Source organism: Lentilitoribacter sp. EG35 (genome assembly GCF_040784015.1).
GTDB lineage: Bacteria > Pseudomonadota > Alphaproteobacteria > Rhizobiales > Rhizobiaceae > Lentilitoribacter.
Genome location: NZ_JBFNGQ010000009.1, coordinates 85,880 through 101,901, shown reverse-complemented (window position 1 = coordinate 101,901; position 16,022 = coordinate 85,880). Strand labels below are relative to the sequence as shown.

At 43.0% G+C, this 16,022-nt stretch carries 16 protein-coding genes; 6 read left to right on the top strand and 10 right to left on the bottom strand.

The features are described from left to right. Positions 1-14 precede the first annotated feature (14 nt). From AB2J24_RS15260 to AB2J24_RS15245, 4 genes are all read right to left on the bottom strand, one after another. The gene (locus AB2J24_RS15260; RefSeq protein WP_162654903.1) at positions 15-560 is read right to left on the bottom strand and encodes a biotin transporter BioY; all 546 of its coding nucleotides are present in this window, start codon (positions 558-560) and stop codon (positions 15-17) included. A gap of 206 nt (positions 561-766) precedes the next feature. Continuing rightward, complete coding sequence (locus AB2J24_RS15255) at positions 767-1,534, bottom strand: enoyl-CoA hydratase (RefSeq protein WP_367386082.1); 768 nt, start codon at positions 1,532-1,534, stop codon at positions 767-769. Between the two features lie 28 nt (positions 1,535-1,562). Beyond that, a complete protein-coding gene (mmsB, locus tag AB2J24_RS15250; RefSeq protein WP_367386081.1) occupies positions 1,563-2,444 on the bottom strand; it encodes a 3-hydroxyisobutyrate dehydrogenase in 882 nt (293 codons plus the stop codon). A gap of 112 nt (positions 2,445-2,556) precedes the next feature. Beyond that, positions 2,557-3,198: a LysE family translocator gene (locus AB2J24_RS15245; protein ID WP_162654718.1), complete on the bottom strand. Its 642-nt coding sequence runs from the start codon at positions 3,196-3,198 to the stop codon at positions 2,557-2,559. Between the two features lie 150 nt (positions 3,199-3,348). On the opposite strand from AB2J24_RS15245, the gene AB2J24_RS15240 reads away from it, so the two are divergent. From AB2J24_RS15240 to ppa, 6 genes are all read left to right on the top strand, one after another. Next, positions 3,349-4,578 (top strand): argininosuccinate synthase, encoded by a 1,230-nt coding sequence (locus tag AB2J24_RS15240; RefSeq protein ID WP_367386080.1) that lies wholly within the window; start codon positions 3,349-3,351, stop codon positions 4,576-4,578. A gap of 105 nt (positions 4,579-4,683) precedes the next feature. Then, positions 4,684-6,765 carry a M3 family metallopeptidase gene (locus tag AB2J24_RS15235; RefSeq protein ID WP_367386079.1) on the top strand — a complete coding sequence of 694 codons (2,082 nt, stop codon included), beginning with the start codon at positions 4,684-4,686 and terminating at the stop codon, positions 6,763-6,765. Positions 6,766-6,779: 14 nt separating this feature from the next. Then, positions 6,780-7,772 (top strand): aldo/keto reductase, encoded by a 993-nt coding sequence (locus AB2J24_RS15230; RefSeq protein ID WP_367386078.1) that lies wholly within the window; start codon positions 6,780-6,782, stop codon positions 7,770-7,772. Positions 7,773-7,916: 144 nt separating this feature from the next. Further along, entirely contained in the window at positions 7,917-9,731 is a 1,815-nt protein-coding gene (typA, locus tag AB2J24_RS15225; RefSeq protein ID WP_162654714.1) for a translational GTPase TypA, read from the top strand. Positions 9,732-9,833: 102 nt separating this feature from the next. After that, complete coding sequence (locus AB2J24_RS15220; RefSeq protein WP_367386077.1) at positions 9,834-10,340, top strand: GNAT family N-acetyltransferase; 507 nt, start codon at positions 9,834-9,836, stop codon at positions 10,338-10,340. 119 nt (positions 10,341-10,459) lie between these two features. Continuing rightward, positions 10,460-10,987, top strand: coding sequence for an inorganic diphosphatase (ppa, locus tag AB2J24_RS15215; protein WP_162654712.1), 528 nt, complete (start codon positions 10,460-10,462; stop codon positions 10,985-10,987). 3 nt (positions 10,988-10,990) lie between these two features. On the opposite strand, the gene AB2J24_RS15210 is transcribed toward ppa, so the two are convergent. From AB2J24_RS15210 to AB2J24_RS15185, 6 genes are all read right to left on the bottom strand, one after another. Continuing rightward, positions 10,991-11,302, bottom strand: a complete 312-nt coding sequence (locus AB2J24_RS15210) for a DUF167 family protein (RefSeq protein ID WP_367386076.1) — start codon at positions 11,300-11,302, stop codon at positions 10,991-10,993. Continuing rightward, a complete protein-coding gene (locus AB2J24_RS15205) occupies positions 11,302-11,592 on the bottom strand; it encodes a YggT family protein (protein WP_162654710.1) in 291 nt (96 codons plus the stop codon). The genes AB2J24_RS15210 and AB2J24_RS15205 overlap by 1 nt, the downstream gene beginning before the upstream one ends. A gap of 132 nt (positions 11,593-11,724) precedes the next feature. Further along, positions 11,725-14,238: a response regulator gene (locus AB2J24_RS15200; RefSeq protein WP_367386075.1), complete on the bottom strand. Its 2,514-nt coding sequence runs from the start codon at positions 14,236-14,238 to the stop codon at positions 11,725-11,727. 98 nt (positions 14,239-14,336) lie between these two features. Further along, the gene (locus tag AB2J24_RS15195) at positions 14,337-15,077 is read right to left on the bottom strand and encodes a rhomboid family intramembrane serine protease (RefSeq protein WP_162654708.1); all 741 of its coding nucleotides are present in this window, start codon (positions 15,075-15,077) and stop codon (positions 14,337-14,339) included. A gap of 77 nt (positions 15,078-15,154) precedes the next feature. Continuing rightward, entirely contained in the window at positions 15,155-15,730 is a 576-nt protein-coding gene (locus tag AB2J24_RS15190; RefSeq protein WP_367386074.1) for a cob(I)yrinic acid a,c-diamide adenosyltransferase, read from the bottom strand. Between the two features lie 3 nt (positions 15,731-15,733). Next, on the bottom strand, positions 15,734-15,931 hold the full coding sequence (locus tag AB2J24_RS15185; protein ID WP_367386151.1) for a twin transmembrane helix small protein: 198 nt from the start codon (positions 15,929-15,931) through the stop codon (positions 15,734-15,736). Between the last annotated feature and the right edge of the window lie 91 nt (positions 15,932-16,022).

Sequence of the window (16,022 nt, the reverse complement as noted above, 5' to 3'; positions counted from 1 at the left end):
TAAATGATGGGTGATTACGCAGGCTTCATGATCGGGTAGGACTTGGCAACAGTTACGATAACCCATGAAGCTATTGCTGTTTTGATAATATCACCGGGCACGAACGACATTGAGCCGATAAACGCTTTTGAAAGCGGTATTTTTGCTGCAAATGCGACCCAAGGAATACCAATTAAGTACAGCAATACAATTCCGCCTGTAAAACAGGCTACAAATGCGCTGAAATAGTTAAGTTTATTCCAGAACTTATCTATCATCATACCGATACAATATGCGGCAAAGATCCAGCCAATTAGAAACCCGCCACTTGGCCCAAAAAATACGGCAAAACCACCGCGCCCGCCTGAAAGTAGTGGCAATCCGACCGCGACCAATACTAAGAAAAGCACCATCGACAGCGCCCCTCTTTTAGCACCTAGCACACCTCCCGCAAGCATTACGCCAAGAGTTTGAGCCGTAATCGGCACTGAAATAACAGGCAGAGTTAGTGGAGGGAAAACACCCAATACAGCAGTAATTGCAGCAAATAGAGCAATGAGAACAATATCTCGAGTTGATATAGCGGACATGTGTATTAAGTTCCTTTTGTACAATTATATATAACTCTTATCGAAGACGCATATCCCGGAAAACCAGATGTCATCCGAGAAATTTAAGCCCATATATGATCGAGTACCGTGTTTATGTCCATATCTTGCTGTTAAATGAACTGCATTGCGATGTAAATTAATGCTCAATGAGTATCTTCAACTAAGAGCTCGAATGATCACTTGTGCTTGAAGTCTGGTTTACGCTTTTCAGAAAATGCGGCCATGCCTTCTTTCTGGTCTTCGGTCGCAAAGAGCGGATAGAAAACACGTTGTTCATAACGCAACCCCTCTTCCAAAGTTGTCTCAAAGACACGTTCAACCGCCTCTTTTGCCACATAAACTGATGGCTTTGAATAAGACGCTATTTTCTTTGCGACCTTCTTAGTTTCTTCCAACAAATCAGCGATGGGAAAAACCCGAGCAACGAGCCCTGTACGTTCTGCCTCTTCTGCATCCATCATACGTCCAGTTAAAACCATGTCCATTGCTTTTGCCTTGCCGATAGCACGCGTTAATCTCTGTGACCCCCCCATACCAGGTATGACACCAAGCTTAATCTCAGGTTGCCCAAATTGGGCGGTATCAGAAGCAAAAATCATGTCACACATCATGGCAAGCTCGCACCCGCCACCTAAAGCATAACCTGATACAGCACCAATAACGGGTAGACGGCTTCTTAATGACTTAACATCACCAAAATGATCGGTCATATACATATCGATATAAGATTTATCCGCCATCTCTTTAATATCGGCACCTGCGGCAAATGCTTTGTCTGAACCTGTCAGAACAATACAACCAATATCAGGGTTGTTATTTAACATATCAATATGCTCACGAAGTGTCGAAAGGACTTCACTATTCAGGGCGTTGAGCGCCTCAGGACGATTAAGTGTCAGAACTGCAACACGATCTATTTTCTCCAGAAGAACAGTATTATTCATAAATATAGCTTTCTTTGCGGTATTAAATTTAATCCAATTTGGAAAGGAGGTTAATCACAGCTGAGAAGTCTTTATCACCGTGATCAAGCTCACTCATCTGATTGTAAATATCGGTTGCATGTTTTCCTAAAGGTGTTGATGCTCCCGCATCACGTGCTGCCTCCATGGCGAGGCCTAAATCTTTTAACATAAGTGATGCTGCAAATCCGGGTTCATAATTGTTATCTGCGGGACTTTTTGGACCAACATCTGGTACCGGACAATAGGTATTAACTGACCAACAACTACCAGATGAGGTTGAAATAACATCAAATAGTTTTCCCCGATCAAGACCAAGTTTCTCCGCCAATGCAAAAGCTTCACCGGCGCCAATCATTGAAATCCCAAGAAGCATGTTGTTGCAAATTTTTGCCCCTTGACCAGAGCCACCATCACCGCAATGAACAGCCTTTTGACCCATTATATCAAGTGCATTACTTGCCTTTGCAAATGCTTCATCGGAACCACCAACCATAAAGGTCAAGGTTCCTGCTGTTGCGCCGCCCACACCACCAGACACAGGTGCATCTAGACATAATTTATTCGATTTTTCAGCCATTTCATGTATCTCACGTGCCGAAGACACATCAATTGTTGAACAATCGATCAAAAGACTTCCGTCCGCCATGTCAGGCAAAATCTCTTGAACAACAGATTTTGCAATAGCTCCATTCGGCAACATCGAAACAACGATTTCAGCATCTTTAGTAACAGCAATCATCTCATTAACAATCGACAAACCAGCATCTTGGGCAGCTTCTTTTGCGACCGAACTAAGATCAAATCCCGTAACGGCATGCCCTGCTTTCACCAAATTAATAGCCATAGGCAGGCCCATATTTCCAAGCCCAATAAATCCGATATTCGCCATCTACATCTCTCCAAAATCTATCGAACGCTTCCGCTCATTTATTTTCGAATATGAATAGCCTTTGGGTCCCGTTCATTCAAGACATCAAAATACATGAAATGACTTGTATGACCTATTTCGCCTGCGCGAGCAGAATACGAAACGCAAATAGCGAAAAGACAGTGGCAAAACAATAGTCAAGCAACCGCATAGCCTTTGGATTATTGCTTAACCAATCTGCGACTTTGTCGGCAAGATAAACAACACCGAACACAACCGGCGACGAAACCACAACAAACAACACGCCTAAGAATAACAATTTTTCAGTAAACACGGGATCTTGCGCGTCCACAAATTGAGGCAAAAACGTCATAAAAAAAATAATGATTTTAGGGTTGAGAATATTCACACTTAGCCCGCTTAACCAATGATCAAATCTGCTTCGATCGCTCTTATTCCTCTTTTCTACTGAAAAACTTGAGGAGCCTCGCATCGCTTGAATTGCCAACCATAGAAGGTAGCCCGCACCTAATATCTTTAAAACCCAGAAAGCCGTTGGCGATGCCAAAACCAACGCTGAAAGCCCAAAAGCAACCAATGATGTATGAACGAATATTCCGCTAATGGCACCGGCTACAACAAAATAACCGGCACGCCGTCCATCGCTCAAAGCACGGGAAATCATCAGCGTCATATCTGGTCCTGGCGTAACGGCCAGAACAAATGCTGCTGTACAAAATGCAACCAGGGTCCAAAAATCGGGAATAAAACTCATATGTGCTCATATCGATATCTGCATGAGTGGTCAATTGGGGGTCGCAATCGGACAATATTTCTTGTATAGCACCGCTGATTTTATGTTTTCTTGGCGTAAAGCCGGATACAAATGGGCTCTCCCAGCCCCCAAACTGCAAGGTTTAATGAGATGACATCCTACAAAGACGTAAAAAAGGTCGTATTGGCCTATTCCGGTGGACTAGACACATCGATTATTTTGAAATGGATCCAAAAAGAATTGGGTGCTGAGGTCGTAACATTCACCGCTGATCTCGGCCAAGGTGACGAGCTTGAGCCTGCGCGCAAAAAAGCCGAACTCATGGGCCTAAGCGATAAAGACATCTATATTGAAGATCTTCGTGAAGAATTCATCTCAAACTATGTATTCCCGATGTTCCGTGCAAATGCGGTTTATGAAGGTGTCTATCTTCTGGGTACATCTATTGCACGACCACTTATCTCAAAACGATTGGTCGAAATCGCCGAGGAAACAGGCGCTGATGCCATTGCACATGGTGCAACAGGTAAAGGCAATGATCAGGTTCGTTTCGAGCTTTCCGCCTATGCGCTTAATCCAGACATTAAAATCATTGCACCTTGGCGCGATTGGACAATTAAATCTCGCACAGAGCTCATTGAATTTGCTGAGCAGCACCAAATTTCAATTCCAAAAGATAAACGTGGCGAATCACCTTTCTCAGTTGATGCAAATATGTTGCACTCATCCTCCGAGGGTAAAGTTTTAGAAGACCCTAATGAAGAGGCACCAGAATACGTGTTCCAACGTAGCGTTTCTCCAGAAGAGGCGCCGGATAAGCCAACAATTATTGAAATTGAATTTAGTAAAGGCGATGCTGTTGCACTCAATGGCGAGAAAATGTCAGCAGCCACACTTTTCCAAAAATTAAATGATCTTGGTAGAGATAACGGAATTGGCCGTCTTGATCTGGTTGAGAACCGTTTTGTCGGTATGAAATCTCGTGGCATTTACGAAACACCAGGCGGTACAATTTTGCTATCAGCACACCGGGCCATGGAATCAATCACACTTGATCGCGGCGCGGCACACCTTAAAGACGAATTAATGCCACGCTATGCCGAACTTATTTATAACGGTTTCTGGTTCTCACCGGAGCGCGAGATGCTACAAGCAGCTATCGACCACTCTCAAAGAGATGTTGAGGGCGTTGTTCGCCTCAAACTTTATAAGGGTAATGTAATTGTTGTTGGTCGTGATTCCAGTAAGTCGCTTTACAGCGACGAGCTCGTGACCTTTGAAGACGATCATGGTGCCTATGATCAAAAAGACGCAGCTGGCTTCATCAAGCTCAACGCTTTGCGCCTAAGAACACTTGCAGCGAGAAATCGCTCAAAATAGTTTGATCACGAACTTCTGAGTGTGAGAATATATATTAGGTCTTTCAAATTCTTTTGAGAGGCCTATATCTAGATTCCAGTATAATCAATTTACAGGAATCACACCTTGTCTGAATCCCATACAGCTTCTGAACTGAAATCAATTTCTTCTCTCACCGAATGGGATGGCCCATTTGGTCTTCCTGATTTTTCAAAATTAGCTGAGGCGGATTTTAGAAAGGCGTTTGAAATCACACTCAAGCGTGACAAAGAACTAACCTTGGCAATCGCCCATAATCCTGATGAGCCAACCTTTGAAAATACCATTATTGCATTTGAAACAATGGAATCTGGTCTTGGTAAAGTTGCCAGTCTGTTTTTCTCCAAGGCAGGCAATGATACAGATGATAACATCAAAGAAATCGAACGTGAAATAGCCCCAGTTTTGGCTGCGCACGGATCAGAAATGTCAATGATTCCGGAAGTGTTTGCCCGCGTTGACGCACTTTATCAGAAACGAGATCAACTTAATCTCTCCGGTGAAGAGCAAGAAGTCCTCGAACGCTACTGGCGCGGCTACGTTAAGAATGGCGCGAAGCTGGAAGGCGATGATAAGAAGCGATTTGCAGACATCGGCTCCGAACTGGCAACACTGTACACAAATTTTGGCCAGAACGTCTTGGCAGACAGCAATGATTGGACATTGTTGCTCACAACCGATGAAGACATTGCGGGCCTACCCGATTTCCTTCTTGATACATTGGCGGCGCAAGCTAAAGAGCGTGGCCATGATGAGGGCTATCTTTTAACTTTATCTCGTCCGATCTTGGCACCATTTATGCAATCGTCAACACGTCGTGATCTGCGCGAACAAACCTACAAGGCTGCAAAAAGTCGTGGCGCTCGCGGTGGTGATACCGATAATGTTGAAAACATCAAACAAATCCTGAAATTGCGCCAGGAAAAAGCGCAGCTACTCGGCTATAAAGATTTCACAGAAGTTCGCCTTGAAAACACTATGGCCAAATCCGCTGAAAATGTAACAAAGCTTCTAAAGGGTGTCTGGCCGCGTGCGCTGACCCGTGCAAAGGAAGAAGAAGCCGAACTTATGGCACTTGCACAAAGCATGGGTCATAATGATAAAATTGAAGCATGGGATTGGCGTTTCTTTTCTGATAAATTACGCGAACAAAAGTTCGCATTTTCGGAAGCAGAAATTAAGCCTTACTTTCAGTTAGATCAGATCATCAATGCGAGTTTTGATGTCGCAAATCGCCTGTTTGGACTTAACTTTAAACAACGAGATGACATCACACCTCATCACCCTGATGCAAAAGTCTTTGAAGTTTTAGGTCGTAATGGGGAAATACAAGCAATCTTCATTGCCGATTATTTCGCAAGACCATCAAAACGTTCCGGCGCTTGGATGAGTGCATATCAAAGCCAGCACAAACTCAAAACGCATAATGGTAAGGATGGCGAACTGCCATTTATCTATAATATCATGAATTTTGCAAAACCTGCTGAGGGCGAGCCTGCACTTTTATCATCTGATGACGCGCGAACGCTCTTCCATGAATTTGGCCATGCACTACATGGCATTCTATCTAATGTCACCTACCCATCAGTATCGGGGACCTCCGTTGCTCGCGATTTTGTCGAATTACCGTCTCAACTTTATGAGCACTGGCTAACAGTTCCTGAAATTTTGGAAAAACACGCTACGCACTATAAAACGGGCAAAGCTATCCCAGCTGAGTTAGTTGAAAAACTGATTAAATCTCAAACATTCAACAATGGCTGCGAAACACTCGGCTATTGTGCAAGTTCCTTCATCGATATTGCACTTCATACAGCAGATAATGTTGAAGACCCAATGCAGTTCCAAGAAGACATGCTCAAAGAGCTTGGCATGCCAGATGCAATTTCCATGTACCACCGCATCCCGCATTTTCTCCACGTTTTTTCAAGCGAAGGATATGCCGCAGGTTATTATTCATACATGTGGTCTGAGGTTCTTGACGCCGATGCATTTGCTGCATTTGAAGAAACGGATAATCCATTTGACCCCAAACTTGCGAAACTTTTGCATGACCATATTTATTCAAAGGGTGGTTCTGAAAAACCTGAAATACTTTATGAAAAGTTCCGCGGGCGCATGCCAACAGCTGATGCAATGATTGAAAAACGTGGTTTAGAATCGGCATAATTGGAGAGAACAAGATGCAGCAACGTAGATTGGGCCAAAATGGCCCTATGGTCGGTGCGGTTGGCTTAGGATGCATGTCCTTTGCTGGCTTCTATGGCGCTTGCGATATCAAAACAGCCCATGACACACTCGCAAAAGCGCATGAATTGGGCATGACGCACCTCGATACCGCTAAAATCTACGGAAATGGTGTGTCAGAAGACATAATCGGGAAATTCCTTAAAGAAAATCCGGAGCTAAAATTCACCATCGCGACCAAAGGCGGTATAAATACAGCACCGCCTCGTGCCTTTGATAATTCCCCTGAATATCTATCAGATTGCCTAGAAGGTTCTTTGAAGCGTCTAGGGGTAGATTATGTCGACCTTTATTATATTCATCGCCGAGATCAAACCCGCCCCATCGAAGATGTGATGGAGACGCTGGTCAAATTTATTGATCAGGGGAAAATTGGAGCTATCGGGTTTTCCGAAATTTCACCATCATCGCTAGAACGGGCTAGCGCAATCTATCCCGTGGCAGCTGTTCAAAGCGAATACTCGATTTGGACACGTATGCCGGAACTGGGTGTTATCCAGGCTTGTAAGCGACTAGGCACAACATTTGTCCCCTTTTCACCTTTAGGGCGGGGAATTTTGACCGATGATGGTGCAAATATGAAAGCTGAGAATTTTAATAAAACCGACTTCCGGCACCCAAATCCACGCTTTATAGAACCAAACCTTGCCGCCAATCAGGCAAAAATTAGTACATACAGATCTTACGCGAAGGACAAAGGTGTTAGCTCCGCAGGCCTTACGATTGCATGGATCCTTGCACAAAATGATATCTCAATACCAATTCCTGGCACAAGAACAGTCGATCACCTTGAACAATGCGTGGAAGGTGCTGATATCAATCTCTCGCAAACAGAGTTAGAAGAAATTGAAGCCATTTTGCCTGTTGGGTTTGCTCACGGACACCGCTATTCTGAACCGCAACGGGTAGGTCCAGAGGACTATTGCTGATTAACCTCTGCGCACTCAATTGAGATTAAACCTTTTGTTTTTATCAAAAACCGTGTAACGAGCGCGCATCGGCTTGTTAAGTTATAAACTTTTCGGCCCTTTTTTCGATGTAAAGCCAATTCCTCCCTAGAAGGCGAAACTACTATGACTATGCGCAATATTGCGATCATTGCCCACGTTGATCATGGCAAAACAACACTTGTCGATGAACTTATGAAACAATCATCAACCTTCGATGCTCACCAAGCAACCGAAGAACGTATGATGGATTCCAATGATTTAGAAAAAGAACGCGGGATTACTATTCTTGCCAAAGCAACATCCGTTGAATGGGAAGGTATCCGAATTAACATCGTCGATACTCCCGGACACGCTGATTTCGGCGGTGAGGTTGAGCGTATTCTCAACATGGTGGATGGTGCCATTGTCTTGGTTGATGCAGCCGAAGGCCCAATGCCACAAACCAAGTTTGTGGTTGGTAAAGCGCTTAAAGTTGGCCTTAAGCCAATCGTCGCGATCAATAAGGTTGACCGTTCTGACGCGCGTGCAGAAGAAGTTGTCGACGAAGTATTCGACCTATTCGCAAGCCTTGATGCAACCGACGAACAACTGGATTTCCCAATTTTGTACGGCTCAGGCCGTTCAGGATGGATGAACACAGAGCTTGATGGTGATCAGTCAGAAGGTCTACAGCCAATGTTCAAGCTCGTTACTGAGCATGTTAAAGAACCAGAGGTGGAAGAAGGTCCGTTCTCTATGATCGGCACAATTCTGGAAGCAAATAACTTCCTTGGCCGAATTATCACTGGACGCATTAATTCTGGCTCGATCAAACCAAACCAGAGTGTTAAAGTTCTAAATGCTGATGGTAAAACTCTTGAAAATGGTCGAATTTCTAAAATTCTTGCCTTCCGAGGTATGGAACGCGTTGCGCTGGATGAAGCTCATGCGGGTGATATTGTAGCAATTGCAGGTCTTTCAAAAGGTACTGTCGCTGACACATTCTGTGATCCATCAATTAATACGCCAATGATTGCACAACCAATTGATCCACCAACGGTTACAATGTCATTCATTGTCAATGATTCACCATTGGCAGGCACAGAAGGTGATAAAGTCACATCTCGTGTTATTCGTGATCGTCTCTTTAAAGAAGCCGAAGGTAACGTTGCGCTGAAAATTGAAGAAGCTGATGACAAAGATAGCTTCTACGTATCAGGTCGCGGCGAGCTTCAACTTGCAGTTCTGATTGAAACCATGCGCCGTGAGGGATTTGAAATCGCCGTTTCCCGTCCCCGCGTTGTAATGAAGGAAGAAGATGGCGTAAAGCTAGAGCCCGTTGAAGAAGTTGTCATCGATGTAGATGAGGAATATTCAGGCGTTGTTGTTCAGAAAATGGCCGAACGCAAAGGCGACATGATTGAACTTCGTCCATCAGGTGGTACACGCCAACGCTTGGTATTCCAAGCACCGACCCGCGGCTTGATCGGGTATCAATCTGAACTTATGACTGATACACGCGGTACAGCCATTATGAACCGCCTGTTCCACGGTTATGAACCATATAAAGGCCCCATTGGTGGACGCAATAACGGTGTTCTTATTTCGCAAGAACAAGGTGAATCTGTTGCCTATGCGATGTTTAACCTTGAAGATCGCGGTCCATTCATCATAGGGGCTGGCGAAAAAGTTTATGCAGGTATGATTGTTGGTATTCATAACCGTCCGAATGATTTGGAAGTCAACATTCTGAAGGGCAAAAAGCTAACAAACATGCGCGCATCAGGTAAAGATGATGCGGTGAAACTAACAACACCAATTAAAATGACGCTTGAAAAAGCTCTCTCTTGGATTCAAGATGATGAGTTAATGGAAGTTACGCCTTCAAATATTCGACTACGTAAGATCCACTTGGATCCACATGAGCGCAAACGCTTCGAAAAATCACGTGCAAGCTAAAAAATAACAAATTTAGCCCATCTACAAAAAGAACTGTGGGTGGGCTTTATTATATAAAAATTCGTACTTTTCTAATGAGCAAAAATCTCTTTAACTGAGACCATGGATGCTCTTACGATAGATATCAGACCTGCCGAGATAGAAGATTGCGTGGATGTTTCAGATGTTCATAAGCAAGCTTGGACCTATACTTATAATGGTCTTCTTCCCCATATAACCTTGCGCCAGATGTTTGAACGCAGAAATGTATCATGGTGGAAACGCGCCATAACCGGCTCAGCAAATGTCATGGTTGTGGATGTTGGTGGAGAGGTTGCTGGCTATACGACGTTTGGTGTTAATCGCGTCCGAAATCTTTCTCAAGAGGGTGAGATATATGAATTATACCTTCGCCCGGAATTTATGGGCATCGGGTTAGGTCGTAAATTATTTACAGAATCTCGCAGATATTTAAATTCACTTGATCATCGTGGTTGCGTGGTCTGGTGTTTGCAAGACAATCAGAGTGCAGTAAACTTCTACGAAGCACTTGGCGGTCAACAAATTGCTATTGGTCATGAAGTATTTGACGAAAAAGAATTTGGCAAAATTGCCTATGCCTGGTCATAGGGTAACCTGCCCTCAATCTCAGACGATTTAATTTTTTCCTACTTTCAGACTTTACAAATCCTTGCTGCAACGCAATAAGGTGCTGTAATATTTCTACAATAATTCCGGAGTTCCCTTCTATGAGAGTAGACGCAATTAAAATTGGCAATAATCCGCCAGAAGATGTCAACGTGATCATTGAGGTTCCAGTTGGCGGCCATCCAATTAAATATGAGCTTGATAAGGATTCAGGCACATTGGTCGTAGATCGCTTTCTCTACACACCTATGACATACCCAGGTAACTACGGATTTGTCCCACATACATTGTCTGACGATGGTGACCCTATTGATGTTCTTGTTTGTAACACACGTCCATTGGTTCCAGGTTGCGTCATAAATGTACGCCCAATTGGTGTTCTCGTTATGGAAGATAATTCTGGCGAGGATGAAAAAATTATTGCCGTCCCGGCGCCGACGGTTACACAGCGTTATGCGCATGTGCATGATGTAAAAGATTTACCTGACATAACCGTCAAACAAATTCAGCATTTCTTTGAGCACTACAAAGATCTTGAACCTGGAAAATGGGTTAAGATTGGTGATTGGAAGGGTGCAGAGGCAGCAAGAGAGCTAATTGTGGCAGCTATCGAACGCGCAAAGAAATAGTAATCAAATATCTCGAGATTCGATTTTCTGCTCTATCAAACTGGCAGGCATATTAATCTGAATACATTTAAAGCGGCTCTTTGAGCCGCTTTTTAGTTTGACGCCAGATCTTGCAATAGACAATATTTTTGCAAGAAGTACTGTAACAGCTTTGTTAGCTTTACCATTTTCAGGCACAGCTCGCACACTTATCTGTAAATAATTCTTACCATCCGCATGTTCATAAATACCGTTGATGCCATCATATTGAGCATTGGGTGTTAGGCGCAAAAACAAATACGAACTATCATCGCCCCGGCCTTGTACCCAACTCATTAGATAAATAATGGTGCAACTGTTGTTTGCAGAAAAATACGAATGAAATAAATGCCAAACAACAAAACGATTGGAGAAATATCAAGTCCACCCAAATTCGGCATTATATTCCGTATAGGCCGCAACACAGGCTCCGTCAGCTTATGCAGGAACTCACCAATCATACCCACAAACTGATTGCCAGAATTAATGACGTTAAACGCATAAAGCCAAGAAAATATTACACTACCTATAATGATATAGGTATAAAATCCAAGAATAGCGTCAAGTGTAGCAAATACAGCTATCATTTAAATATCTCCATAGTCGATTTCATCAATATATCTAACCAACGTCAGAATATTCGAAATCAATTTAATTCTTTTTGATATGTAGTGTCTTGCATCAAATGCGGCAAGAGGTTTTACGTTGAATGGTTTACATCAGCCTGAATTACCCGAAACTTTACCCTCAGAACCCTGTTCATCAAGCCAGTGACTAATCTTGTCATTTAACATTTCTGGTGAGATTGGCTTTGTCATATAATCATCCATGCCGGCTTCTAGACAGTTTTCTCGATCGCTTTTTTGGGCATGCGCTGTGACAGCAATAATTGGCGTTCGCTCTAGACCCAGTTTCTGCTCAATCTTACGAATTTCTACACTTGCCTCATGACCACTCATATTTGGCATCGAGACATCCATCACAACAACTTTGGGTCGTTCTTCTTGCCATGCTTTTACTGCTTCAAGGCCGTCACTAACAATCATAAAGTCTCTTTCAAACTGTTTAAGCGCCTCAGTAAATACAATTTGATTGACAGCATTATCTTCCGCAACAAGCACTGCTAACTGGGAAGATTTCGCCAGCTGCTCCACACTCTCTTCTTGTTGTATAGCCTCAGGTAGCTTGTCATTAGATGCCGGTTTGATTGATTGTCTCGTACTAACTTTTCGTTTGTTATCAACAATTGACTGAACTGTGCTGACCTGCTCGCGGCTCTCTCTAACCATTTTCTTTTTCAGAATTGAGTTTAATGTTGACTGAAGAATATTGTTACGCGCAGGTTTAGTGAGGAACCCTTCCACCTCCATATCTCCCAAGTCCGCAAGTTCATCAGCTTGATCCACGGATGATAAGATCAGAATTGGTGTTTTGGCTATAGCTGGATTGGCACGAATGGCACGAATAACATCTGCTCCGTTCATGTCAGGCATATGGAAGTCTAAAATTACTATATCAACAGGAGAGCTAAATTCCTGTGCTGAATGCTCGAGAAATTTAAGACCAATTGCACCAGCTTCCACGGCAACACAATCATGGCCCCATCCCTGACAATATTCAGTCAAGATAGCTCGATTAATGCTGTTGTCATCGATTATAAGGATACGTGAGTGGGCAACTTTTGCTAAAGGTTGATCTGAAACATTCTTTACATCTTGGTCAATCGGCAAGGCAATCGAGAAACTGAATGTAGACCCCACATTTAATTCACTCGTAACTCTGATATTCCCTCCCATTAGCGCTATAAGCCGCGCAGATATGGCAAGTCCCAAACCTGTACCCTCGTGCTTACGAGACTTTGAACCATCAACTTGACTAAACTTTTCAAACACCGAACCGATTTGATCTTCTGGAATGCCCATACCAGTATCCGAGATTTCAAAACCTATCCGAATATGGCCGTCTTTATCTTCTGAATGTAATGGCTGTATTGTTGCTTTTAGAAAGACATGCCCTTCTTCTGTAAATTTGACTGCATTACCAACAAGGTTGGTTAAAACCTGCCTTAATCTTCCCTGATCTCCCATCACTGATTGAGGAATTGTTTGATCTACCTTCACCAATAATTCGATGTTTTTTTCCGCTGCTTTTCCACTCATTAAAGATGTAATGTCTTCTATGGACTCAGACAGATTAAAAGGTGCTTCCACCAGTGATAGCTGTGCGGCTTCAATTTTGGAAAAATCAAGAATATCATTAATGATCGCAAGAAGTGCATTACCGGATTTGATGATCACATCAGAAAAGGTCTTCTGGCGTGTATCTAATTCTGTACGAGACAACAATTCAGCCATTCCCAGCACACCATTCATAGGCGTTCTTATTTCATGGCTCATGGTGGCTAGAAATTCCGATTTTGCCTTATCAGCTGCCTGGGCCTCCTTTAACGCCTTATTAGCAACATTTGTCTTTTCGACCAGTTTGGAAAAGAGCCGTCTTAATGTAATATCAATTGGCAAAAAGACAAAGAAACCCAGAATTACAAGAGCTGTCAATATGACCAGAAAGAAATCACTCTGCTCATTTGATTGTTTTTCGACAAAATCTGATAGGTAGCGCTTCAAAAAATCTTGAGCACGAACAATATGAGATTGTATGAAGCTTTCATATTCATCGATAAATTTATTTGCTGCAACATACATATGCACTTCTGATTTTGCTCGTTTTAGCAGGATATTTTCCGCAACTTCTTCATATTTGGAAAATGGCTTGGCGCTCGCATTAATAATATTTCTATCGATAAGTTCTTGTCTAAACTCTTTGGGAGCTTGCCACCAAAGGGCATCAAGGTCCAAAGTTTGGTGATAAAGTTTATCCATAATTCGGATTGCAGTGGTCTTTGCAATTCGAATTTTCATTTCGGGTTCTGCTGTTTTATAAAAGGCAATCCGCTCCTTAAACGTCATACCCTTTATGCGTTCATCAACAGCATTTGATGAATAAGTTCTGATCGTCACATATGAAAGTTTAGCTGCGCGGGTGAATCCATTACTCACAGCACTTAGTTTATTGGAGAGCTCTACAGTATTTTTTATACGATTTTCATTCTCACGTTGCTCAAGATAGAGCATTGCACACATGATAACCATTACAGACAAAGCAACAATATAGCCTGCGCGCATACCCATCATCATGCGACGTGCTTGCTTTAAGCTATTATCTTTTAGACCCATATCACTCACCAACTATGCCTGATGGCAAAGCTTAAAATGTTATGGTTAACTAATCATTATCTTTATTCCTGAGAGATTAGAATCAGCATATTAGGTTTTCAACCCAAAGTCGCTCGCTCCTCATCATTTTCAGGAATTTCATCTAAGAGGCGAGGTTTTTGGAAAAGCTTGACGGACTTTCGCTTCATGAAGAAAACCAAAACAGCTCCTGCGAGAATACCACCTACATGTGCACCCCAGGATACCTGACCATCAAAATCCGTTATTAGCATGTAAAACTGAAACAGAATCCATAATCCAATCATAATGTAGCTTGGCAACGGTAGTGGAATTCGACCAAATGCCAACGTCCAAATCCTAACACGAGGGTGTAGCAACAAATAAGCAGATGCCATTCCTGCGGCAGCACCAGAGGCTCCAATCAGCGGAGCATCGGACTCTGGTTGTAAAAGTCCATGAAAATAAGCCCCGGCAGCGGCACAGACACAATAGAAAATAACAAAGCGAACGTGCCCCATCGCATCTTCAACATTATCGCTAAAAACCCAAAGAAAAACCATATTGCCTGCAAGGTGGATAAAACCTCCATGTACAAAGGCATAGCTGACATAGTTTAGCCATTCAGGAAAAAGGAGCAATTCTGGTGAAAGTTCGGTTAAACCACTGGCGATGGAAGGAATGAAACCAAAACCAAGAACAACTGAAGCGCTAAAGCTGCTTTCCTCACCAAACCCTGCCATAAGCAACCAAAGCAGAACATTTAAAATAATTATTGCTAAGGTCACCCACTGAAAGCGAATGTGATTCAGCTTGTTATCATCATATAAAGGTATAAACATATAACTGCCCGAGGTTTGAACACCAACCCTAACGCACACTCATCATTTATTGAAGTGCCTTATTTTAAGTAAAATGCTCAGCGGTTTTTGCCAGGTATCCAAAGCACATCATCAGCACCCTTATTATTGCACCATCGAGCTGCAACAAATAGGAAATCTGACAATCTGTTTAAGTATTTGATGGCCAGCGGATTAACCTCCTCATTGGCTTGTTCTGCCAAATGTGTAGCAACACGCTCTGCACGACGAGCAATCGTTCTTGCCTGATGCAAGTTTGCAGCAGCGCGCGATCCGCCTGGCAATACAAACGACTTTAATGGAGAAAGCTCTGCATTTAGTTCGTCAATATATCCTTCAAGCTTGGAAACTTGCGTATCGACAACTCGCAAAGGTTCAAACTCCACGTCAGAATCACTTTGAGGATTAGCCAAATCAGCACCCAGATCAAAGCAATCATTCTGGATAAGATTTAACATATTGTCGACATTAGGATCAGCAACATCCAGCCTGGCAGCACCTATAAACGCATTCAGCTCATCAACGGTGCCATAGGCTTCAACACGTAAATCATGCTTTACACGTCGTTCACCACTAACCAGAGCCGTCGTGCCATCATCGCCCGTCTTCGTATAAATCTTATTCAGCGTTACCATGGATTAGTGCCCTCCGCCGGTTAGCCAAAGTGTTGCAACAATCAAAACCACAGCGATTGCTTGCAAAAGAATGCGCATACGCATGAGCTTATTAGACAGATTTCCATCGCCGGCACGCACCATATTAATGAGGCCACGTACCAAGACCACGGCAACCGCGATCATAAAAATAATTGCCAGACCATAAGTGATTGTAGCCATGTCCATTTCAATATCCTATCTTAATATTCTTACGCAGTAATGCGGTAGTTCGATCAATTACGCATAGCAAGAAAATTGCATAAGCCGAATG